At 72.9% G+C, this 20,925-nt stretch carries 21 protein-coding genes; 8 read left to right on the top strand and 13 right to left on the bottom strand.

The features are described from left to right. Positions 1-409: 409 nt before the first annotated feature. The 3 genes from ABTY20_RS25410 to ABTY20_RS25400 form a co-directional block, all read right to left on the bottom strand. Positions 410-1,789 carry a DEAD/DEAH box helicase gene (locus ABTY20_RS25410; protein WP_351999360.1) on the bottom strand — a complete coding sequence of 460 codons (1,380 nt, stop codon included), beginning with the start codon at positions 1,787-1,789 and terminating at the stop codon, positions 410-412. A 420-nt stretch (positions 1,790-2,209) separates the two neighbouring features. Next, complete coding sequence (locus ABTY20_RS25405) at positions 2,210-3,013, bottom strand: SAM-dependent methyltransferase (RefSeq protein WP_351999359.1); 804 nt, start codon at positions 3,011-3,013, stop codon at positions 2,210-2,212. A 632-nt stretch (positions 3,014-3,645) separates the two neighbouring features. Beyond that, positions 3,646-3,771: a hypothetical protein gene (locus ABTY20_RS25400; RefSeq protein ID WP_351999358.1), complete on the bottom strand. Its 126-nt coding sequence runs from the start codon at positions 3,769-3,771 to the stop codon at positions 3,646-3,648. 125 nt (positions 3,772-3,896) lie between these two features. Between ABTY20_RS25400 and ABTY20_RS25395 the strand changes: the two genes are divergently transcribed. Then, positions 3,897-4,862: a glycoside hydrolase family 6 protein gene (locus ABTY20_RS25395; RefSeq protein ID WP_351999357.1), complete on the top strand. Its 966-nt coding sequence runs from the start codon at positions 3,897-3,899 to the stop codon at positions 4,860-4,862. A gap of 456 nt (positions 4,863-5,318) precedes the next feature. Here the strand turns inward: ABTY20_RS25395 and ABTY20_RS25390 are convergent, their stop codons facing one another. After that, positions 5,319-7,631 carry an FdhF/YdeP family oxidoreductase gene (locus ABTY20_RS25390; RefSeq protein WP_351999356.1) on the bottom strand — a complete coding sequence of 771 codons (2,313 nt, stop codon included), beginning with the start codon at positions 7,629-7,631 and terminating at the stop codon, positions 5,319-5,321. Positions 7,632-7,864: 233 nt separating this feature from the next. Here ABTY20_RS25390 and ABTY20_RS25385 point away from each other — a divergent pair, with 233 nt between their 5' ends. From ABTY20_RS25385 to ABTY20_RS25375, 3 genes are all read left to right on the top strand, one after another. Further along, the gene (locus ABTY20_RS25385; RefSeq protein ID WP_351999355.1) at positions 7,865-8,383 is read left to right on the top strand and encodes an SRPBCC family protein; all 519 of its coding nucleotides are present in this window, start codon (positions 7,865-7,867) and stop codon (positions 8,381-8,383) included. 76 nt (positions 8,384-8,459) lie between these two features. Then, on the top strand, positions 8,460-8,627 hold the full coding sequence (locus tag ABTY20_RS25380) for a hypothetical protein (protein ID WP_351999354.1): 168 nt from the start codon (positions 8,460-8,462) through the stop codon (positions 8,625-8,627). Next, positions 8,624-9,307, top strand: coding sequence for a hemerythrin domain-containing protein (locus ABTY20_RS25375; RefSeq protein WP_351999353.1), 684 nt, complete (start codon positions 8,624-8,626; stop codon positions 9,305-9,307). Before ABTY20_RS25380 ends, ABTY20_RS25375 begins: the two co-directional genes overlap by 4 nt. Before the next feature lie 90 nt (positions 9,308-9,397). On the opposite strand, the gene ABTY20_RS25370 is transcribed toward ABTY20_RS25375, so the two are convergent. From ABTY20_RS25370 to ABTY20_RS25345, 6 genes are all read right to left on the bottom strand, one after another. Next, the gene (locus ABTY20_RS25370; protein ID WP_351999352.1) at positions 9,398-10,162 is read right to left on the bottom strand and encodes a catalase family protein; all 765 of its coding nucleotides are present in this window, start codon (positions 10,160-10,162) and stop codon (positions 9,398-9,400) included. Between the two features lies 1 nt (position 10,163). After that, a complete protein-coding gene (locus ABTY20_RS25365) occupies positions 10,164-11,315 on the bottom strand; it encodes a zinc-dependent alcohol dehydrogenase (RefSeq protein ID WP_351999351.1) in 1,152 nt (383 codons plus the stop codon). Positions 11,316-11,335: 20 nt separating this feature from the next. Beyond that, positions 11,336-11,800, bottom strand: coding sequence for a hypothetical protein (locus ABTY20_RS25360; RefSeq protein ID WP_351999350.1), 465 nt, complete (start codon positions 11,798-11,800; stop codon positions 11,336-11,338). Positions 11,801-11,964: 164 nt separating this feature from the next. Beyond that, positions 11,965-12,507, bottom strand: coding sequence for a DUF1360 domain-containing protein (locus tag ABTY20_RS25355; RefSeq protein ID WP_351999349.1), 543 nt, complete (start codon positions 12,505-12,507; stop codon positions 11,965-11,967). Continuing rightward, entirely contained in the window at positions 12,491-13,459 is a 969-nt protein-coding gene (locus ABTY20_RS25350; protein WP_351999348.1) for a Rieske (2Fe-2S) protein, read from the bottom strand. The genes ABTY20_RS25355 and ABTY20_RS25350 overlap by 17 nt, the downstream gene beginning before the upstream one ends. Before the next feature lie 58 nt (positions 13,460-13,517). Continuing rightward, positions 13,518-14,387 carry an SCO4651 family lipoprotein gene (locus ABTY20_RS25345; RefSeq protein ID WP_351999347.1) on the bottom strand — a complete coding sequence of 290 codons (870 nt, stop codon included), beginning with the start codon at positions 14,385-14,387 and terminating at the stop codon, positions 13,518-13,520. 274 nt (positions 14,388-14,661) lie between these two features. On the opposite strand from ABTY20_RS25345, the gene ABTY20_RS25340 reads away from it, so the two are divergent. After that, entirely contained in the window at positions 14,662-14,946 is a 285-nt protein-coding gene (locus ABTY20_RS25340; protein ID WP_351999346.1) for a GlsB/YeaQ/YmgE family stress response membrane protein, read from the top strand. Positions 14,947-15,116: 170 nt separating this feature from the next. Here ABTY20_RS25340 and gap read toward each other — a convergent pair whose 3' ends face one another. After that, positions 15,117-16,115: a type I glyceraldehyde-3-phosphate dehydrogenase gene (gap, locus tag ABTY20_RS25335; RefSeq protein ID WP_351999345.1), complete on the bottom strand. Its 999-nt coding sequence runs from the start codon at positions 16,113-16,115 to the stop codon at positions 15,117-15,119. 136 nt (positions 16,116-16,251) lie between these two features. On the opposite strand from gap, the gene ABTY20_RS25330 reads away from it, so the two are divergent. Then, the gene (locus tag ABTY20_RS25330; RefSeq protein WP_351999344.1) at positions 16,252-17,208 is read left to right on the top strand and encodes a GlxA family transcriptional regulator; all 957 of its coding nucleotides are present in this window, start codon (positions 16,252-16,254) and stop codon (positions 17,206-17,208) included. A gap of 75 nt (positions 17,209-17,283) precedes the next feature. Here the strand turns inward: ABTY20_RS25330 and ABTY20_RS25325 are convergent, their stop codons facing one another. Next, positions 17,284-18,123 carry an endonuclease/exonuclease/phosphatase family protein gene (locus ABTY20_RS25325; RefSeq protein ID WP_351999343.1) on the bottom strand — a complete coding sequence of 280 codons (840 nt, stop codon included), beginning with the start codon at positions 18,121-18,123 and terminating at the stop codon, positions 17,284-17,286. A gap of 172 nt (positions 18,124-18,295) precedes the next feature. Between ABTY20_RS25325 and ABTY20_RS25320 the strand changes: the two genes are divergently transcribed. Further along, complete coding sequence (locus ABTY20_RS25320; RefSeq protein WP_351999342.1) at positions 18,296-19,171, top strand: PhzF family phenazine biosynthesis isomerase; 876 nt, start codon at positions 18,296-18,298, stop codon at positions 19,169-19,171. Between the two features lie 151 nt (positions 19,172-19,322). On the opposite strand, the gene ABTY20_RS25315 is transcribed toward ABTY20_RS25320, so the two are convergent. Beyond that, entirely contained in the window at positions 19,323-20,216 is an 894-nt protein-coding gene (locus tag ABTY20_RS25315; RefSeq protein WP_351999341.1) for an NADP-dependent oxidoreductase, read from the bottom strand. Positions 20,217-20,286: 70 nt separating this feature from the next. On the opposite strand from ABTY20_RS25315, the gene ABTY20_RS25310 reads away from it, so the two are divergent. Continuing rightward, the gene (locus ABTY20_RS25310) at positions 20,287-20,892 is read left to right on the top strand and encodes a TetR/AcrR family transcriptional regulator (protein ID WP_351999340.1); all 606 of its coding nucleotides are present in this window, start codon (positions 20,287-20,289) and stop codon (positions 20,890-20,892) included. The last annotated feature ends 33 nt before the right edge of the window (positions 20,893-20,925 follow it).

Below are 20,925 nucleotides of genomic sequence, written 5' to 3'. Positions count from 1 at the left end.
GGGATGCCGGCGGCAGCGGCCCATGCGAGGGCCCCGGCGGCGTCCGCGGGAGCCCCCGCGTCGAGCTCCGCGCGCTTGTGCGCGACGGCGTCGTGGGACTCGGCCGTGTCCAGCCGCAGGAGCTCGTCCTCGACGCCTTCGGGTTCCTCGGCGAACGCCCTGATCAAGTAGCGGTCACGACCACAGGCGTCCGGCTCGCCACCGGACGCGTCCCCCGGTGCCCCTGCCTCGGTACGGTCGTTTCGCCACCCGTCCGCGCCGCCGGCGCTCCGCCCGTTCGCGGCCTCCCGCGCCGGCTCCTCGGCCGGACTGCCGTCCGTGGACGCGGCCCGGTCGCGGCGGACCTTCTTCCGGCGCCTCTTCGCGGACAGTGGACGAGGACACGGCCCGGCAGTCCGGGAGGACGGATTCAGCCGCCGCGCCGTACCCGGGCCGCCTTGCGGGCCTCCGCGAGCTTGCGGGCCTCGCTGTTCCGGCGGGACGATCTGCCGCCGGAGCTGCTCTTCGCGTCCTTGGCGCTGCCCAGGCCGCGGAACGGGACATTGGGGTTCTTGGGGCGCGCTACGGCCGCCCCGCCGTCGAGAGACTCTCCGGAGGGGGTCCTGGCGCCGGTGATCCGGCTCAGCTCCGCCTCGCCGGACCGCACTTTGGTGACCTTGGGGGTGACGTCGGCGTCCGCCATGACCTGGCTCGTCTCGCGGCGCTGTGCCGGCAGGACGAGTGTCACGACGGTGCCGGAGCGGCCGGCCCGGGCCGTGCGGCCCGCGCGGTGCAGGTAGTCCTTCGGGTCGGTGGCCGGGTCGACGTTGACCACGAGGTCGAGGTCGTCGACGTGCAGGCCGCGTGCGGCGACGTTCGTCGCCACCAGCGAGGTGACCTGCCCGTCCCTGAACCGGTCCAGGGTCCGGGTGCGCTGCGGCTGGGACTTCCCGCTGTGCAGGGCGGCGGCGGCCACGCCACTGGCCCGCAGATGCCGCGTGAGCTGGTCGACGCCGTGCTTGGTGTCCAGGAACAGCAGGACGCGGCCGTCCCGGGCGGCGATCTCCGTGGTCACGGCGTACCGGTCCGGGCCGTGCACGACGAAGACGTGGTGCTCGATCGCGGAGGCCACGCCGGACGAGGGGTCCACGGAGTGGACGGCGGGGTCGCGCAGGTGGCGCTGCACCAGCTGATCGACGTCACGGTCGAGGGTGGCGGAGAACAGCATCCGCTGCCCGTCGGAACGCACCTGGTCCAGGATCTCGGTGACCTGCGGCAGGAACCCCATGTCACACATCTGGTCGGCCTCGTCCAGGACCACGATGCGCACGCTCCCCAGCCGACAGGCCCTGCGCTCGACGAGGTCGTGCAGCCGGCCGGGCGTGGCGACGACGATCTCGGCGCCGTCCCGCAGCGCGGCGGTCTGCCGTCCGACGGACACTCCGCCCACCACTGTCGCGAGCCGCAGTCGCAGCGCCTCGGCGTACGGAGTGAGCGCCTCACCCACCTGCTGCGCCAGCTCCCTGGTGGGCACCAGAACCAGCGCCAGCGGCTCTTTCGGCCGCGCGCGCCGCCCGACCGTCCGGGCGAGCATCCCCAGGCCGAAGGCGAGCGTCTTGCCGGATCCCGTGCGGCCCCGGCCCAGGACGTCCCGTCCCGCGAGCGCGTCCGGCAGGGCAGCGACCTGGATGGGAAAGGGCACGGTCACACCGTGCTCGTCGAGCACCCGCAGCACCTCGGCCGGCAGCCCCAGCCGCGCGAAGGACGCCACCGCGGGCAGCGCCGAAGTGGCCTCTGGCACCTCGGACACACGGTCCTGTCGCCGGGCATCGGTACGTGCTGATCCGCTCACAGAAAGCCTTCCTCCGAAGGACCGTACCGAGGAAGGCCCGGCAAGGACACCGTCACCGGCCAGGAACACCGACACAGCAACACTGCAAACAGCCAACGCTAGCACGGAGCACGCCGCGGTCCTCCCATAGCCGCGCCGTCCAGCCGAGGAACAGCGACCGGACCTGCCTGCGCAGATCGTCCCGGCGTGCCCGGACGAGAAACCTGCTGGTGTCGTACGCGCCGAGGAAGCCCGGCTCCTTCCAGACGCGCGAAAGAAGGCTCCCGGCCTGGGCTTGCGCCCGTCAGGCCCCCGCCGCCCGGCCCGCTCTCGACGGTCCGGGCCGGGCCACGTCAGCAGGTGGCCCCGGACCCTGCGGGTCCGGCCCGGGAGGGACTCCTACTCCTTCAGGCCCACCGCCCCGACGGCGTGACCTTGTTCGCGAGGGATGCCTGCGGAGTCGGGCTCCGGACGCCAGTCGGCGGACCTGACCAGGCCCGGTTCGACCAGACGCAGCCCCTGCAAGAAGCTTCCGATGCGCTCGGGCGAGCGCAGGTGGTACGTGTGGACGGACTGCGCGTTGTACGCCTCGACGGCCACCCGGAGCTGTTCACTGGTGGCCGTGCCGTCGCTCAGGGCCACGTAGCTGCCCCGTGGCAGGGCGTCGATCAGTTCGGCCACGATCCGCTCGGGCTGCTCCTCGTCCGAGACCTGGCCCATGATGTTGAGGAGCATCAGGCCGACGGGCCGGTCGAAGTCCAGCGTGTCGGCCGCACGGGCGAGGATCTTCTGCGGATCGCGCACGTCGGCGTCGAGGTAGGCGCACTTTCCTTCCGGCGTGCTGTACAGCAGCGCGTCGGCGTGGGCGAGGACGATGGGGTCGTTGTCCACGTAGACGATCCTGCTGTCGGGCGCGATGCCCTGGGCGACCTCGTGGGTGTTGTCGGCGGTGGGCAGCCCGGTGCCGATGTCGAGGAACTGACGGATCCCGGCGTCGCGCGCCAGGAACCGCACTGCTCGCACCAGGAAGCGCCGTTGCACGCGGGCGATGGCCGCGAACTCGGGGAAGTTCTCGAGGATCAGGTCGCCGGCCCGGCTGTCCACCGGGTAGTGGTTCTTCCCGCCGAGCAGGTAGTCCCACACCCGCGCCGAGTGGGGCCGATCGGTCTGCAGCCTTTCGCCCCAGTCGTCTCGCTCAGTCATGATCGAAGCATGACACACGGTGGTCCACAGGGTTCTCAACTCTCCTGTTTCCAGTCGCCGTTGATCACCCCCCGGGCGTAAGCGCGCACAGGGGCGTGAAGGCGGGCACGACCAGGCGGAACGAGGTGCGCACGGCCACGCGGACGTCCGTCGGCACCCAGGGGGCGAATGCCGCGGCGTCCTGGGTCTCGCCCCCGGTCGCCCGCGGCCCGCGCGCAGGTGCGCCCGCCGGGCCCCGGCAGATGCCGGACTTCACACCCTTGCCGTGGAGGAGAAGGCTCGAGGATTTCGAAATGTCGGCCGCCATTCGGAAACTCCACGACTCCCGGAGCCCGGAGAAGCGACCGAGCGCAGCGACGCCGCCCGCGGGATCGCCCCGTCGCGCGGCCGGACCTGCCGCGGAAGCGATCCTTTACCACCATTCGGGCGCTGACCTGCGACGGGTCGACATCAAGGCGTTCCGAATGTTTCGACGATACATGCGAATACTGCGAGAAGGGTTGACGGGGCTTGTGGCCCTCTTATCATCCAAGTTGCTCGACATGCCGCCAGGCGTTCGGCATGTCGAGCATCGCGAAGCCGGTCCCCGCCCCGCCGAGCCGAGGAGCCCCCCGCATGTAGTTGTCATGACTTCACCAAGTCTGCTCCTGCCGTCCCGCGCTCGCGGCCGCCACCGGCCGGCCGTCCGCCCCCTCCACCTCGGCCTCGACGATGCGCCGCTCGCCCGACTCCGGCGCCACGTACGACCTGGACGACACCCGCGGCCGGCGCTTCCCGTGGGAGCGCTCCCGGCGGCGGTGGCACCACCGCACTTCCCCCAGCGCGTCACACGCCCGGGACGAGGGCGTGCGACGCATCCCTGCCACGAGAACGAGGTTCAGTCATGCGCCGCAGACTCCGTGCCCTGGCCGCAGCACTCTTCGCCCTGCCCCTGGCGTTCGCCGCCGCACCGTCCGCCCACGCGGCCGACCCGACCACCATGACCAGTGGGTTCTACGTGGATCCCGACTCCAGCGCGAAGAGGTGGGCGGCCGCCAACCCCGGCGACGGCCGGGCCGCCGCGATCAACGCATCGATCGCCAACACCCCGATGGCCCGCTGGTTCGGCTCCTGGAGCGGCACCATCGGCACCGCCACGGGCGCCTACGTCGGGGCGGCGGACCAGCGGGACAAGCTGCCCGTCCTCGTCGCCTACAACATCTACAACCGCGACTACTGCGGCGGCCACTCCGCCGGCGGAGCCGCTTCGCCGTCCGCCTACGCCGACTGGATCGCCCAGTTCGCCGGCGGGATCGCAGGCCGCCCGGCCGTCGTCGTCCTCGAACCGGACTCCCTCGGGGACTACGGCTGCATGACCCAGGCGCAGATCGACGAGCGCGAGGCCATGCTCACCAACGCCCTCGCCCAGTTCAACCGCCAGGCCCCCAACACCTGGGTCTACATGGACGCCGGCAACCCGCGCTGGGCCGACGCGGCGACCATGGCCCGGCGCCTCCACGAAGCCGGCCTCCGTCAGGCCCACGGCTTCTCGCTCAACGTCTCCAACTACTTCACCACCGCCGAGAACACCGCCTACGGCAACGCCGTCAACAGAGAACTGGGCGCCCGCTACGGCTACACCAAGCCGTTCGTCGTGGACACCAGCCGCAACGGCAACGGCTCCAACGGGCAGTGGTGCAACCCCTCGGGCCGCCGCATCGGCACGCCCACCCAGACGGGTGGAGGCGCCGAAATGCTCCTGTGGATCAAAACCCCGGGCGAGTCGGACGGCAACTGCGGCGTCGGAGCCGGCTCCGCGGCCGGGCAGTTCCTTCCCGAGGTCGCCTACAAGATGATCTACGGCTACTGAGGACGGGCACGCCGTAGTGGCGGGGCGGGGGCGCCCCGGCCTCTCCGGGACGGGCCGGCCGCGACGGAGTCGGCGGAGGTGGGGGCCCCGGCAGCCGTACGGCCGGGGTCCCCCGAAGCGGTACCGGCCGGTGGGCGGAGCGGCCCGTGCCGCACACCGCTCGTCCGTGCGCCTGCGGAGGGCGCTCCGTCACGGTCACCGTGGACCGGTCGCACCGGCACCGCGGGGCCGGGACGCCGCGTGCCCCGTGCGGGGCACGCCCCGTCAGCGCGAGGCCGGGACGGGGTCCCGGGTGTCGGGCCGCATTTCGGGGGTGGGACGGCGGAAGCCCTTGGTGAGGACGGCGAGGTGGACGACGCCGGGGGCCGGCCGGACGCGCGCCCGCCCGGCTCCCCCGCCGCGCCCCACCGGCGGGGACAGCGGCGGGACGGCCGGGCTCCCGCCGTCCCTCCGCCCTCAGCCCGATACCGGGGCGCGACCGGCGGGGACGGGCTCCAGGCGCACGACGATGCCCTTGTACGCGGGCTGGTTGCTGGTCTCGGCCACGCTGTCGAGCGGCACCAGGACGTTGGTCTCGGGATAGTACGCGGCGGCGCACCCGGGCTTGACGGGGTAGGCGACGACCTGGAAGTCCTCCGCCCGCCGCCCGGTGCCGTCCGTCCACACGCCGACCAGGTCGACGTGGTCCCCCTCGCCGAGGCCCAGCCCGGTCAGGTCGCGGGGGTTGACGAACACCACCCGGCGGCTGCCGTGGATGCCCCGGTAGCGGTCGTCGGACGTGTAGGGGACGGTGTTCCACTGGTCGTGCGAGCGCAGGGTCTGCAGCAGCAGGTGCCCCTCGGGGACGTGCGGCATGTCCCAGGCGTTGCAGGTGAACCGCGCCTTGCCGACCGGTGTGTGGAACACGCCCTCGTTGACCGCGTTGGGCAGCCTGATGCCGCCCGGGCGCACCACGCGCCGGTTGAAGTCGTGCAGCCCCGGGACGATGCGGGAGATGCGGTCCCGGATCTCCCCGTAGTCGCCCTCGAAGTCGTGCCACGGGATGTTCCCCGTGCCGTCGAGCGTCCGGCGGGCGAGCCGGCACAGGATGGCGACCTCGCTGAGCAGGAGGGGGGAGGCCGGCTTCAGCCGTCCGCGCGAGGTGTGCACCTCGCTCATCGAGTTCTCCACGGTGACGAACTGCTCGCCGCCCGACTGGTAGTCCCGTTCGGTGCGCCCCAGGGTCGGCAGGATCAGCGCGGTGTCGCCGCAGACGGTGTGGGAGCGGTTGAGCTTGGTGGAGATGTGGGCGGTCAGCCGGCACGAACGCAGGGCCTCCTCGGTGACCGCGCTGTCGGGAGCGGCCCGGACGAAGTTGCCGGCCAGGGCCAGGAAGACCTTGATCCGTCCCTCGCGCATCGCCCTGATCGCGTTCACCGAGTCCAGCCCGTGGGCGCGGGGCGGGTCGAAGCCGAACTCCCGCTGCAGCGCGTCGAGGAAGGAGTCCGGCATCTGCTCCCAGATGCCCATCGTCCGGTCGCCCTGCACGTTGCTGTGCCCGCGCACGGGACAGGCGCCGGCGCCCGCCCTGCCGAGGTTCCCGCGCAGCAGCAGGAAGTTCACGATCTCCCGGATGGTGGGCACGGCGTGCTTGTGCTGGGTGATGCCCATGGCCCAGCAGACGATGACGCGTTCGCTGCGCAGCACGTCGTCACGGACGTCCTCGATCTCCTCGCGGGTCAGACCGGTCGCCCGGAGGATGTCGTCCCACTCGACGGTGCGGGCGTGGCGCGAGAACTCCTCGAACCCGTCGGTGCGGGTGCGGATGAAGTCGTGGTCCAGGACGGTGCCGGGCCGGGCGTCCTCGGCCTCCAGCAGCAGCCGGTTCAGGCCCTGGAACAGCGCCAGGTCGCCACCACCGCGGATGTGGAGGAACCGGTCGGCGATCCGGGTGCCGTGCCCGACCACTCCGCGCGGCTTCTGCGGGTTCTTGAACCGCCGCAGTCCGGCCTCGGGCAGCGGGTTCACCGCGACGATGCGGGCGCCGTTGCGTTTGGCCTGTTCCAGCGCGGAGAGCTGGCGGGGGTGGTTCGACCCGGGATTCTGGCCCACCACGAAGATCAGGTCGGCGTGGTGGAGGTCCTCCAGGCTCACCGTCCCCTTGCCGGTGCCCAGGGTCTCGTGCAGGGCGAAGCCGCTGGACTCGTGGCACATGTTGCTGCAGTCGGGCAGGTTGTTGGTGCCGAAGGCGCGGGCGAAGAGCTGGAGCACGAAGGCGGCCTCGTTGCCGGCCCGGCCCGAGGTGTAGAAGACCGCCTCGTCGGGTGAGTCCAGGGAGGTGAGCTCCGAGGAGAGCAGTTCGAAGGCGTCGTTCCAGCTGATCGGCTCGTAGGCGTCGGAGCCGGGCCTCTTGACCATCGGTTCCGTGAGCCGCCCCTGGTCGTTCAGCCACATGTCGGACCGCTGGGCGAGGTCGGAGACCGGGTGCTCGCGGAAGAAGGCGGACGTGACGCGCCGCGTGGTCGCCTCGTCGTTGATGTGCTTGGCGCCGTTCTCGCAGTACTCGTTGCGGTGCCGGTGCCCCGGAGAGGGGTCCGCCCAGGCACAGCCGGGACAGTCGATGCCGTCCACCTGGTTCATCGTCAGCAGTGTCTCCCCGGCGCGCAGGGGGGACGTCTGCCCCAGTGAGTACTCCAGGGCGTGCGCCACCGCCGGCACTCCCGCCGCCCATTTCCTGGGCGGTGTCACGGTGAGCGGGTCCTTGGAACCGTCGTCGGGCCGCTTCGGCATCGGACTCCCTCTCACCGGTGTACTCGGGTCTCCTCAAGTCTCACGCCCCCGCCCGGAAGCGGCCACACGATCTTCCTCCGGCGGGTCGTTCCCCGGGCCCCGGCTCTTCCCCGGGCGTCCGGGGCCCGCGCCGTGAGGACCGCACCGGGCGGCCTGGTGGCGGATCCGCGGGCGGCCGGTGACACTGGGCAGAGCGGTTCCCAACGACAGGCGGGGCCATGCGTGCAACAACCATGAATTCCGTCGAAGAGACGGTCGAAGTCGCGGTGCCCGTCCACACCGCCTACAACCAGTGGACGCAGTTCAAGACCTTCCCCCGCTTCATGCGCACGGTGAGGGGCGTCGAGCAGCTCCGGCCCAATCTCACGCGCTGGGTGGTCGGGGCCGGTCCGGTGCGCCGTGAGTTCACGGCGGAGATCCTGGAGCAGTGGCCGGACTCCCTGATCGCATGGCGCGGCCTCGGCCGGCAGGCCGGTCACCGCGGCGAGGTGTCGTTCCGGAGCCTGGCCCCGGAACGGACCGAGGTCGTGGTGCGCATGCGCTTCGAGTCGCACGGCTTCGGGGGCCGCGTGGTGGACCGGGCCGGGGCGGCGCCCCGTGTGCTCCGGGCCGAACTCGGCCGCTTCAAGGAGTTCATCGAGGGGGTCGGACAGGAGTGCGGTGCCTGGCGGGGCGTCATCCGCAACGGGCAGGTCCAGCCCCTGGAGCCGAAGCCGTCCAGAAGCCTGGTCGCCGGGTGGCCGGTCGGCTGATCCCGCCGGCCCGCCCGCCGAAGCCGAAGCCGGAGCCGAAGCCGAAGCCGAAGCCGAAGCCGAACGAGGAGACATCATGAGCACCTCCCACGACAAGGACGCGTCCCACCCGCTGGAGCAGGTCACGGGTGAGAAGGACGTCCCTCCCGAGGAAGAGGACCAGCGGGCCGGCAGCGCCGGCACGCAGGACGACGGCGCGGACCCCGGCGCGGAGGACACCTCCGCGGAAGACGAGCAGCCGTGACCGTCTCGATCGCGCGTCAGGGCGCGGGCGCGCTCGGAGGGAGCGACAGCATCCTGATGCGCCAGCGCCGGGACCACGCGCGGCTGGACGCGATGATCGGCCGTTATCGGTCCGAGGGCGTCCGGGAGGACGAGCCGGACCAGCTCTGGCAGGACATCGTCCAGCTCGTCTTCAGCCACGCCTTCGCCGAGGAGACCGTTCTGTGGCCGCTCCTTCGACGTACGGCCCCCGACGGGGAGGACCTCACCCGCCGGGTCGAAGAAGAGCACCAGGCGATCAACGAGCTCATCGCGCGGGTCGAGCGGTCCCCCGACGACCCCCGGCGCGCCGGGTGGATCCGGCAGGCGTTCGCCCTGATCCGTCAGGACATCCGCGACGAGGAGGACGAACTGCTGCCCCGTCTGCGGGACGCCTTCGACGACCGCACGCTGCGGCGCATCGGCGCCGCGTGGGAAGCCGTGCGGGCGACCGCTCCGACCCGTCCCCACCCCGGTGTTCCCCGGCGCCCGCCGGGCAACGCCCTGTGCGGTGTCCCCCTCAGCGCCCTCGACCGCCTGCGCGACCTCACACGGGGCGCCGGCCCCCTCGGCCGCCGCGCTTCCCTGGTCGCCGGCGCGGCCGCGGCCGCGGGCGTCCTCGCCCTGCTGCTCCGCTCCGCCCGTCGCCGGACGTGCGCCTGACCGGTGGCAGACGTCCCCGCGGGACCCGGAACCCGGGGAAGGCGGTACGGCGAGCGCCCGCACGGCGCACCGCTCCGGGCCGGAACCGCCTCAGCTCCGCGGTGGCGGTTCCGGCCCGCCCGTCGGGGATGACGCCGGCCGGCCGCCGCGCCCGTCGGCACTCCGCCCGCGGCGGGAGCCGGCGTACGCGGCGGCGCGCAGACCGCTCAGGCGCCGGGTGGGACGCAGGTCCGGCAGGCTGTGGGCGTAGGGGTCGTAGGACACCGTGGTGGCGGGGGCGGCGGCGTGCGCCCTCTCGAGGGTCAGGGAGGCGAAGGGACACCAGGGTTCGCCGGGCGCGGCCGCGCGCAGGTCGAAGCGGAGGGGCCGGCGGGCGAGCTCCTGCCACAGCGCCGGCCGGGCGGCCTTGGACGGACCGCCCGGGGCCGGGACGGGAAAGGCCGCCAGGACGCGTTCGCGGCCGCCCATCCGGTAGGAGAGCAGGGTGGAGTACGGCCCGGTCAGGGCGTCGGGGCGCGGAAGGGGCAGATGACGGCCGAGCCGGCCGGAGCCGCTCGACGTGAACAGCAGGTCGAGCGCGCTGCCCGGGCCACCGGCGTCCGTGACCCGCAGGGCCAGCCCCAGGGCGTCCGGCAGACGCCGGGGCAGGCCGAGCGCGCGGGACCAGCGCACGGTGACCGCGTAGGAGCCCGGCCGGTCGAGCCACGGCACGCCCCACGGCTCGCCGCTGCTGCCGGGCACGTCCAGGGTGCCCGAGCACAGCACGCCGTGGGGGTGCAGAGCCGGCGCCGCCCGCCACCGGGCCAGCCGCTCGGCGACCCGGTGGGCCGCTCCGTCCGAGATCCCGGGAAACACCTCAGGCCCCGGGGCGGATGACCGCGCGCACGCAGCCGTCGGTCTTGTGCTTGAACATGTCGTACGCGGTCGGCGCCTCGTCGAGCGAGAGGGTGTGGGTCGCCATGTGGGCCGTCGCGATCTCACCGGCGGCGAGCCGCTCCAGGAGCATGGGGATGTAGCGCTGTCCGTGCATCTGCGCCCCGCGTACGGTGAGCCCCTTGTTGATCACGGCCCCGAGCGGGAACTTGTCGACGGCGCCCGCGAACACGCCCAGGATGAACACGGTGCCGCCCTTGCGGCAGGCGTGGATGGCCTGGCGCACGGCGGTCGGCCGGTCCGTCTGCAGCCGGAGCTGCTGCTTGGCCTGGTCGTACAGGTGCATCGGGCCGTCGCTGTGCGCTTCCATCCCGACCGCTTCGATGCACACGTCCGGGCCCCGCCCGCCCGTGCGCTCGCGCAGCTCGGCGGCGACGTCCGTGGTGGTGTAGTCGATGGTCTCCGCGCCCACGTACCGCTCGGTCATCGCCAGCCGCTCGGGGATGCGGTCGATGGAGACGACCCGTTCCGCGCCGAGCAGGATCGCCGCCCTCGCGGCCATCTGGCCCACGGCGCCGCAGCCCCAGACCGCCACCACGTCGCCGGGCTTGACGCCGGCGAGATCGGCGCCCATCCACCCGGTGGGCACCGAGTCCGAGACGAACAGCGCGCTGGTGTCGTCGACGCCCTCGGGAACGGGGAAGGCGCCGTAGTCGGCGAAGGGGACGCGCACGTACTCGGCGTGGCTGCCGCGCAGACCGCCCATGGCGTGCGAGTAGCCGAAGATGCCGGCGGTCTCGTAGCCGAAGAGCGCCTGGCCGACGCCGGGGTTGGTGTTGGTGTTGTCGCACAGGGACCACAGGTCGTTCGCGCAGTACCAGCACCGCCCGCAGCCGACGAACGAGCAGACGACGACCCGGTCGCCCACCTTGTGCCGGCGCACGGCGGAACCGGTCTCCACGACCTCTCCGACGAACTCGTGGCCGATCACGTCCCCGGCGCGCATCGCCGGGATGTAACCGCCGATGAGGTGCAGGTCGGAACCGCAGGTGGTGCCCGCGATCAGCCGTACGACGACGTCCTGGTCGTTGCGCAGTTCCGGGTCCGGCACCTGCTCGACGGAGAGTTTGTTCACGCCTTCCCAGCACAGCGCCTTCACAGCACTCCCTCCCCACCGGACCGGCGGCCGAGCAGTCCGACCAGCCTGCCGGCCGGTGTCGGCCGGGTCGTGGGCGGTGTGTCGGGGAGCATGACCTCCCCGGCCTCCAGGACGGCCTTGGCCTCGCGCAGGGCGAGCCGGACCTCCTGCCGTGGGTCCCGCCCGGCCAGCCGTGCGGGCGCCGAGGACGAGCGGGCCGGCGTCGGCTCCTTGAGCCGGGCAGCCAGCTCCGTGCCGCGGTCACCCGGTGCGGGGCGCACCCGCACGTCGACCTTCTCCGCGAGCCGTTGGAGGGGATCGGGCAGTCTCCCGTCCTGCCGCACCTCCGCCGGCGGGCGGTTGACCGTCACCGTGAGCCATCGGTCCCCCGCCCGGTCGTCGCCGTGACGCGCCGCCCCGGCCCTCCGCGCCGCCGCGACGCCGACAGCGGCGACCGGAACCATCCACAACGCCCTCTTCACGGACTGCCTCCTCCTCGCACGGGCCGTCACCGTTGCGCGCCGGGTTTCCGCGGTCGCCGGAGCGAAACGGCGACGGCCGCGGGACACCTGCCGGGAGGCGCCCGGCGGGTCTCCCGCCGACCCGGTCGCACCGCACCGGGGCGCCTCCGTCGTCCGGGACGGCGTCATTCCCCGGTCGTCCTGTCCACCAGCGCGCCGTACGCCAGTTGCAGCGCGTCCGCACCGGCCAGCGCGGTGAGCGCGCCCATGGCGGTGCGGGTCGCGCGGGGCCAGAGCAACTGCCCGGCCGTGAGGCTCGAGGCCACCCAGACGCTCATGCAGAACGGGCAGGTCACCAGCTCGCCGACCGTGGCCCTGCGGTCACCGGACTGCGCCTCCTCGTGCAGTTCGGCCGGGCCCTGAGGGCCGACGAAGGTGGTGAAGGGGGCTCTCAGCGGGCTGGTCACCGAGGCCTTGCTCAGCAGCCGGCTCAGCCGGAACGTCGCCACCGAGGTCAGGACCACGTCCCAGGGCGCGGGCCGGTCCGGCAGCGGGCGCCCACGCGCCTTCACCACCGCCGCCCAGCCGGCCGTGTACACCCCGAAAGCCGTCATGGCCGCGAGATAACCACGCAGCGGGCGCTCGCCCCCCGCCGCGTACGCGTGCTCCGTGCGCCGCAGCAGTTCCCTGAGACGTGGTACGAGACGGCCGTCAGTCGCTGTGCTCATGGTCCTCACCCCGTCCTGTTCCCGTCACCGGCTCGTCCGTCCCACGGCCGTCCGCCGTCTCCCGTCCCTCCCGGCGCAGACCGACCTCGACGTGCCCGGCGACGACGCGGCTGTCGAAGGCGGGCTGGGGCGCGGTGGCGGGGCCGCGGACGTTCAGGCCGTCCGCGAGCCGGAAGACGCTGCCGTGCCAGGGGCACCGGACACAGCCGTCGGCGACGGTGCCCTCGGACAGCGGTCCCGCCAGATGACTGCACCGCTCGGCCAGCACGTGGATCGCCCCGTCGCTTTCCCGCACCACCAGGACCGGCACGTCGTCCACGGTGCGCCGCACCGGACGGCCGACCGGGAATTCCTCCACGGCGCCGATCCGGTGCCAGCCCGGCCCGACGACGTGCGGCACCTCCTCGGCGTGGTTGGCGCCGGCGGCCTGCCGGTACGCCAGGTGGCCACCGAGCATGCCTCCCAGGCCGACCGCGGTCAGGCCGAGGAAGCCGCACGTGCGGCCCGCCCCGGCCCGCCCGGAGAGGCGGAGGAGGAGCGAGGCACCGTACAGGCCCACCGCCGTCACGTTGGCCGCCGCGTGCACCAGCCCCACCCGCTGCTGCTGACGGTGCAGCTCCGCCCAGTCGGCCACGCCCGCCAGGGCGGCGGGGCCGGCCGCCGCCAGCCCGACGCCCACGAGGAGGCCGGCCTCCCGGGAGCGGCCGGACCGCAGGTCGAGCACCGCGGCGGACATCCAGGTGCCGATCGGCACCTGGACCATCAAGGGGTGCACCGGATGGCCGAGCCATCTGCCGTGCAGCGCGTCCCGGGTGCGGCCGAGCGGCAGGGCCCGCACCCTCCTGCCGAGCGCGTCGATCACCGCGTCCGCCCTGGTGTCGCGCTCCAGTGCGTCCAGCAGCCGCAGTACTCGGTTCTGCCGCGTAAGGCGGCGACCTGGCTTCTTGTTCATGGGCGCAGGGTCCCCCGGGGGCCGGGGGGACAAACAGCGGCTCCGACGGGTCCGCCGGTCAGCCTCGCCGTCCGCCCTGCCGGAGGACCCGGTCGGTCATGTCGGCCACCTGTCCGGCCGGCGGGGCCTCGGCGTCGACCTCGGCTCCGAAGTCCGAGAACTCCATCACCGTGCTCATCCTGAGCTGCTGCGGCGCCGCGCCGGTGTCCGGCTTCGCGGAGGCGGAGGCCCCGGTCCTGACGGTCATGTCCATCTGCTGACGGCGCAGCCGGCCCTCGTCGTCGACCCAGACCTGCATCGGCAGCGTCGGACCGAGCTGCTTGCGCATCCGGTCACCGCCCGGCAGCTCGGCCACGTCCACCGAGACCCGGTAGCGCGTGGTGTTCACGCCGTCGATCTCCTCGGTGCCGACCTCGGTGACGTCCTCGTCGGTGATCGCCTTGGCGTAGGCCGCGGTCCTGGCCGGGTCGCCGATCCCCTGGCCGTTCACGCCCTGCTGGGCGGCGACCTTCTCCAGGTCGATCCCGACCCAGGGCTTGCCGCCCGGGGCGTCCTGGCCCGGGGCCTTCTGGTACAGGATCTCGTCGACCACACGTTGCTCGATGCTCTCGCCCTCCGCGGTGACGGTCATGACGCTGTCGCCCTCGGCCAGATCGAGGACGCCCCGGCCCTCCGACGTGACGGTCCTGCCCTCCGCGTCGATCTTCGTCTTGATCGTCATCCGTGCCGACTCGGCTTCGGCCGTCTTGTCGTAGGCCGCCCGCACCGCCGTCGTGTCCTGGTCCCGACCTCCGTCGCTCCTGCTCGCGCCCGGTGACGCGCCGTCCCGCGCACCCGTCGCCCCGCCCTCGTCCCCACACCCCGTCAGGATGCTCCCCATGACCGCGGCGACCGCGATCGCGCCTGCCCTCGTCCCCCTGTGACGCATGTGTGTTCCCCTCTCCTCGACGACTGTCGCCGGCCCGTTGAACGGTTGCGGCCCGGCGGCCCGTGTGCCCCTGGGGGAAAAGCGAAAACACCTCTGTCAAAAGCGAGTTGGGAATACGACGTCTGATTCGAAGGAATCGCGCCGCCGACATGAGAAGGCGTCCGCACCGCAATCCGCACCCTTCGCCGATTTCCTGCGCCGGCCACGCGCGGGGAGTTAGGAGAGGCGATCCGGGGACACACGTACGTCGAACCGACAGCAAGGAGAGTGTGTGATGGGCATCATCGCGTGGATAGTCATCGGCCTGCTCGCCGGAGCCATCGCCAAGGCGCTCATGCCGGGCAAGGACCCGGGCGGAATCGTCATCACCATGCTCATCGGTATCGCCGGAGGACTCCTCGGCGGATTCCTCGGCAAGGTGCTCTTCGGGGTCGACTCGATCGACGGTTTCTTCGAGCTGTCCACCTGGATCGCGGCCATCGTCGGATCCGTCATCCTCCTGGCGCTGTACCGGCTGTTCACCGGCCGTGGGCATCGCCGCGGACACGCTCACGCATAACCGCACCGCGTTCGGCGTGAGTTGACGTCGGCAAGCCGAGAACACCACACGTGGGCGCCCCCGTCCGAGGACGGGGGCGCCCACGTGTGTCCCGGCAGGCCCTCCCGGGCACGGGCCGGGCCGCGGTCGTCCGGTGCCCCGGGGGCCCGGGCGTGCGCCCGCCCCCGCCCTCAGCGGGCGGCGAGGAGCTCCAGCGTGTCGATCACACGGTTCGAGAAGCCCCACTCGTTGTCGTACCAGGCGACCACCTTGACGTGACGGCCGTCGACACGGGTGAGAGCCGAGTCGAAGATCGACGAGGCCGGGTTCCCGGTGATGTCGGACGACACCAGCGGGTCCTGTGAGTACTCGAGGATTCCGGCGAGCGGTCCCCGCGCCGCGGCCCGGTACGCCTCCAGCACCTCCTCGCGCGTCACGTCCCGGGTGACGGTCGTGTTGAGTTCGACGATCGAGCCGACCGGGACCGGCACGCGGATCGAGTCGCCCGACAGTTTGCCGTCGAGGCCGGGCAGCACGAGTCCGATCGCCTTGGCGGCGCCCGTGGTGGTCGGCACGATGTTGACGGCTGCGGCGCGGGCGCGGCGGGCGTCGCGGTGCGGGCCGTCCTGCAGGTTCTGTTCCTGGGTGTAGGCGTGCACGGTGGTCATGAAGCCGTGTTCGATGCCGGCGAGTTCGTCGAGGACCGCGGCCAGTGGTGCGAGCGCGTTGGTCGTGCACGAGGCGTTGGAGATGACGGTGTGCGCCCGCGGGTCGTAGGCGTCGGTGTTCACGCCGAAGGCGAGGGTCACGTCGGCGCCGTCGGACGGTGCGCCCACCAGGACCTTCTTCGCGCCGGCGGCGAGGTGGGCCCGGGCGGCCGGGGCGGAGGTGAAGCGGCCGGTCGCCTCCAGCACGATGTCCACGCCGAGTTCGGCCCACGGCAGGCGTGCCGGGTCCCGTTCGGCGAGGACCCTGATGCGGCGGCCGTCGACGACGAGGGCGTCCTCGTCGGCGGTGACCGGCCGGCCGAGCCGGCCCGCGGTGGTGTCGTAGGCGAGCAGACGCGCCAGGACGGCGGGTTCCGTGAGGTCGTTGACCGCCACGACCTCCAGTGTGCTGTCCCGCTCGAGCAGGGCGCGCAGCACATTGCGTCCGATGCGGCCGAATCCGTTGATCGCGATACGAGTCATGTGGGTGTCCCTTCGTCCAGGAAAGGGTCACTCGCGGCGCTCGCTCCTGACAGTGGCATGATCGCCACGGTCCGAAAGGATCGTGCCAGAGGTCCGGCGCCGGGCGCCGGCACCGGGTTCGCCTACGCTTGCCTCCGTGCCAGTTTCCCGCCTGCGTCGTGTCGGCGTCCTCGTGCTCGACGGCGCCAAGCCCCTCGACGTCGGCATCCCCGCGCAGGTGTTCACGACCCGGGCGAGCATGCCGTACGACGTGCGGGTGTGCGGTGCCGCCCCCGGGATGGTCACCGGTGGCGACGGGCTGTCGTACCACGTCGCCCAGGGGCTCGACGTCCTGGAGTGGGCCGACACCGTCTTCATCCCCGGCTACCGGTTCCCGGACCGCGAGGACCCGCCGCAGGCCGTCGTCGACGCGCTGGTCGCGGCCCACGACCGGGGAGCACGGCTCGCGGCGATCTCCACCGGCGCCTTCGCCCTGGCCGCCACGGGGCTGCTCGACGGCAGACGTGCCACCACCCACTGGCACTACACCCGGGCGCTCGCGGCCAGACACCCGTCGGTCCGCGTCGACGAGAACGTCCTGTTCGTCGACGAGGGCCGTGTGCTGACCTCCGCCGGCGCCGCCTCCGGCATCGACCTCTGCCTGCACATCCTGCGCGGCGACCTCGGTGTCGCCGCCTCGAACCACGCCGCCCGGCGTCTGGTCGCGGCGCCCTATCGCAGCGGCGGCCAGGCGCAGTACGTGCCGCGCAGCGTGCCCGAGCAGCTCGGCGAGCGGTTCGCCGCCACCCGCGAGTGGGCCCTGCGCCGGCTGGGCGAACCGCTCACCCTCTCGGTGCTCGCCGGGCATGCGGCGGTCTCGCCGCGCACGTTCTCGCGGCGTTTCGTCGAGGACACGGGATACACGCCGATGCAGTGGGTCATGCGTGCCCGCATCGACGCGGCCCGCGAACTGCTGGAGCGCTCGCAGCGCAGCGTCGAGCAGATCGCCGCCGATGTCGGCCTGGGAACCGGCGCCAATCTGCGCCTGCACTTCCACCGCGTCCTCGGCACCACGCCGAGTGAGTACCGGCGCACCTTCTCCCGTATCGCATAGGCGCTCCCGCGCACGCGCCGGGAACGACCGGCCGGGAGAAGAGGGAACGGGCGGCGCTTCCGCGGCCGGGCGGCCTCAGGCCGGGTCCAGGTCGCTGTGCACCAGGTGGTGGTCCGAGTACGGGGTGGTCTCCACCCGGTGCCGGAGCGGGGCGATGCCGCGCAGGAAGACGTAGTCGAACTTGCTGTGCCAGTCGGTGGTCACCCCGCAGGTACCGGCGGACGAGGGACGGCACCGGGGATCGGTGTCCTCGGCCAGGGCCCACATCCGGGCCAGTTCGGGAGCCTCCGGGACGGCGTTGAAGTCTCCGAGAACGATCGCGCGGTCGTGCCGGGCGACGGCTGTGGCGAGCACGCCGGCCTGGTCCGCCCGGACCGCTTCCTGACGCCGTTCGGCGAGGTGCGTGTTGAAGACCCGCACGGGCCGGCCCCCCACCTCGGTGGTGACCGCCATGTACCCGCGGTCCTCCGATCCTCCGTCGGGGTATTCCGTGACGACGGGATCCGTCATCGGTGCCGCCGAGAGGAGTGCCTGTCCGAAGGCCCCGGGTTTCCACGGCGCTCCCCCGCAGCGGCCCCAGTTCCGCAGGACGGGCCCGTACTCGACGTGGTAGACCAGCCCGTAGAGGCGCTCCAGGTACTCCCGGATCCTCTTGACGTCGCTCACGCATGCCTCCTGCAGGCCGATGACCTGCGGTGCGTATGTGGCGATCTCCGCCGCCCGGTCGACGTTGTCCTTCTCGCAGGGGTTGCAGAGGTTCCACGTCATGACCCGGTTCGGCACGACGTCCTCGGCGGCGTCGGCGGGCAGCGGTCTGGCGGAGGGGGCTCCGCTCGGCGCGCTCGGGCCGAGGAGCACCACGCAGGCCACGACCACGGCGCCCGAGAGCAGTCTCGTGGCCCTTCCGAGCACCATCGCCTCCTCGAGGTGAACACAGCCGACGTCCGGCGTTCTCCCGCACGAGCTTATGGGACGGCGCCGTCGGCGGCCTCCCACGGTCCGCGTACGGCCGTGCCCGCCGGGGCGCCCGGCTCCGTCCCGTCCGCGGCCGGGAATAGCCGCGGGGGCGCGCCACGTTGCCGCGGACATGACGACGAATGCGTCGCGGCCCGAGGTGCTGCGCTACACCGCCTTCTCCAGCGACCCCGCCGGCGGGAACCCCGCCGGCGTCGTTCTGGACGCCACCGCTCTGCACGACGGGGACATGCTGGCCGTCGCCGCCGACCTCGGATACTCGGAATCCGCGTTCCTGACCGCGCTCCCGGAGGGCCTCGACGGCCACGAGGGGCGGGCGTACGGCATTCGTTACTTCAGTCCCAAGGCGGAGGTGCCGTTCTGCGGCCACGCCACCGTCGCGGCCGCCGTCGCGCTCGCCGAGCGGACCGGCCCCGGGAAACTGGTGTTCGCGACACGGGCCGGTACGGTGCCGGTGGAGGTGACCGAGGAGGGCGGGACGGTCAGGGCCACGCTCACCAGCGTCGAGCCGCACGTCGAGGAGATCGCCGACGCCGACCTCGCGGAGGCGCTCGCCGCGCTGGACTGGCCGGCCACCGATCTCGATCCGGCCTTCCCGCCCCGTATCGCCTTCGCCGGCGCCCGGCATCTCGTCCTCGCGGCGGCGACACGCGCCCGCCTGGCGGACCTCGCGTACGACTTCACGCGCCTCGAAGCCCTCATGCACCGCTTGGACCTGACCACCGTCCAGTTGGTGTGGCGGGAGTCGCCCACGGTCTTCCACGTCCGTGACCCGTTCCCCGTCGGCGGCGTCGTGGAGGACCCGGCGACCGGCGCCGCGGCGGCCGCGTTCGGAGCGTACGCCCGTGAGTTCGGCCTCGTCCCCGAGGACGCCGTCCTCACCCTGCACCAGGGCGAGGACCTGGGCCGTCCGGGCAGGCTCACGGTGACGCTGTGTGCGGACGATCCGCGCGTCCGCGTCAGCGGCGCGGCGGCCCGCGTCGGCTGAAGGGCCGTTCGCTCCCCGCGTTCCCGCCCCGTACCGGGCGGGTGCGCGCCTGGCTCGTCGTCCGGGGTGACGGGGCGCGGGGCGGGCCCGCCCGTTCCGCGGCGCCCGGCCCGTCGCGGTGACGTGCGCCGCGTCGACGCGCGGCCGCCTCTCAGACGGTCACGACCCGGCGCCCGCGCGTGTGGCCGGCCTGGCTGTCGATGTGCGCCGCCGCGGCCTCGGCGAGCGTGTACGACTTCTCGACCGGGATGTGGAGCTTTCCCCGTGTGATGAGACCGACCGCCTCGGCGAGGGCCTCCGGCATGCTGCCGGCCACGCCCGAGAACCGGGCGCCGAACTCCGGCGCTTCGAGATCGGCGATGGAGACCACCTTCCGCGGGTCCCCGGTCAGTTCGACGAGTTCGCGGATCACGCCCGAGCCGGCCAGATCCAGGGCGGCGTCGACACGGCCGAGTCGCCGTACCCGTTCGACCCAGCCCTCGTCGTACGTCGTGGCGACGGCGCCCAGACCGCGCAGATAGTCCTGATTGGCGGCGCCGGCGGTGCCGATCACCGTGATGCCGCGGTCGCGGGCGATCTGCAGCACCGCCGATCCGACTCCCCCGGACGCGCCGCTGACCAGCAGTGTCTGCCCGGGCCGTATCCCGGTCTCGCGGATGATGCGCAGCGCGGTCTCCATCACGGAGGGATACCCGGCGGCCTCTTCGAACGTCAGCCCCTCGGGCATACGGGCCCAGGCCGACAGCACGGCGAACTCGGCATAGGTGTCCGTGCCTTCGCCGAACACGTGGTCGCCGATCCCGACCCCCTCGACACCCTCGCCGACCTCGTCCACCACCCCGGACGCGTCCTGTCCGACTCCGGCGGGCAACTCGATCGGACTGACCTTCTGCATCTGCCCTTCACGGATCCTCCAGTCGACGGGGTTCACTCCCGCCGCCCGCACGGCGATGCGCACCTGACCGGGGCCCGCGTGGGGCTCCTCGGCGTCCACGAGGCGCAGGACGTCCGGACCGCCGAACTCGGCGAAGCTCACTTTCCTCATGCCGCCGACCGTAACACTAACGGTTAGGTTTTTGGAACGGGTGTTGTTCTGCACTTGGTAGCATCAGGGCATGACCGTGCCGACCGGACGCCGTGAACGCAAGAAGGCCGCGACCCGCCAGAAGATCGCCGACACCGCCCTGCGGCTCTTCCTGGAGCGGGGGTACGACGCGGTGGGGATCCGAGACGTGGCCGCCGAGGCCGACGTCGCCGTCACCACGCTCTTCTCCCACTTCGCCTCGAAAGAGGCCCTGGTGTTCGAACAGGACGAGGACTTCGAGCAGCGCCTCACCCAGGCGGTCACCGGCCGGGAACCGCACGAGCCGCTGATCCCCGCGCTGCGCCGTGAGATCCAGGCCCTGGTGCGGCACTGCACGGGGGACGGCGCGGCCCCGGTCTGGCGCATGGTCGACGGAACGCCCGCCCTGCGGGAGTACGAGGAGGCGATGCGGTTGCGTCACGCGGAGTCCCTGGCGACGGCCGTCGCCGCCGATCTGGGCCTCTCACCGGTCCCGACGGCCTGCCGGACGATCGCGCGGTTCGTGGTCGACGCCTATTCGCTGGCCCGGGAGGCGGCCGACCCGGAGGACGCGCTGGACGAGATCTTCCGGATGATCGAGGCGGCCTGGGCGGTCGCCCGCCCCTCCGGCGGCCGCACCGGCACGGCCGCCCCGTAGCCGGTCCCTCGGCCGGCCGGAGCCCGCCCCGCG

Origin of the sequence: Streptomyces sp. NPDC126497, assembly GCF_040302425.1 — a bacterium.
In the GTDB taxonomy this organism is placed as follows: Bacteria; Actinomycetota; Actinomycetes; order Streptomycetales; family Streptomycetaceae; genus Streptomyces.
This window is presented reverse-complemented; position numbering and strand designations above follow the sequence as displayed.

Bases quoted from the DNA above. Each gene is read 5' to 3' on its own strand.
- ABTY20_RS25355 (WP_351999349.1), bottom strand. From the start codon at position 12,507: ATGAGCACAGCGACTGACGGCCGTCTCGTACCACGTCTCAGGGAACTG.
- ABTY20_RS25390 (WP_351999356.1), bottom strand. From the start codon at position 7,631: ATGCCGAAGCGGCCCGACGACGGTTCCAAGGACCCGCTCACCGTGACA.
- gap (WP_351999345.1), bottom strand. From the start codon at position 16,115: ATGACTCGTATCGCGATCAACGGATTCGGCCGCATCGGACGCAATGTG.
- ABTY20_RS25385 (WP_351999355.1), top strand. From the start codon at position 7,865: ATGAATTCCGTCGAAGAGACGGTCGAAGTCGCGGTGCCCGTCCACACC.
- ABTY20_RS25325 (WP_351999343.1), bottom strand. From the start codon at position 18,123: ATGGTGCTCGGAAGGGCCACGAGACTGCTCTCGGGCGCCGTGGTCGTG.
- ABTY20_RS25340 (WP_351999346.1), top strand. From the start codon at position 14,662: ATGGGCATCATCGCGTGGATAGTCATCGGCCTGCTCGCCGGAGCCATC.
- ABTY20_RS25310 (WP_351999340.1), top strand. From the start codon at position 20,287: ATGACCGTGCCGACCGGACGCCGTGAACGCAAGAAGGCCGCGACCCGC.
- ABTY20_RS25320 (WP_351999342.1), top strand. From the start codon at position 18,296: ATGACGACGAATGCGTCGCGGCCCGAGGTGCTGCGCTACACCGCCTTC.
- ABTY20_RS25350 (WP_351999348.1), bottom strand. From the start codon at position 13,459: ATGAACAAGAAGCCAGGTCGCCGCCTTACGCGGCAGAACCGAGTACTG.
- ABTY20_RS25315 (WP_351999341.1), bottom strand. From the start codon at position 20,216: ATGAGGAAAGTGAGCTTCGCCGAGTTCGGCGGTCCGGACGTCCTGCGC.
- ABTY20_RS25380 (WP_351999354.1), top strand. From the start codon at position 8,460: ATGAGCACCTCCCACGACAAGGACGCGTCCCACCCGCTGGAGCAGGTC.
- ABTY20_RS25395 (WP_351999357.1), top strand. From the start codon at position 3,897: ATGCGCCGCAGACTCCGTGCCCTGGCCGCAGCACTCTTCGCCCTGCCC.
- ABTY20_RS25405 (WP_351999359.1), bottom strand. From the start codon at position 3,013: ATGACTGAGCGAGACGACTGGGGCGAAAGGCTGCAGACCGATCGGCCC.
- ABTY20_RS25345 (WP_351999347.1), bottom strand. From the start codon at position 14,387: ATGCGTCACAGGGGGACGAGGGCAGGCGCGATCGCGGTCGCCGCGGTC.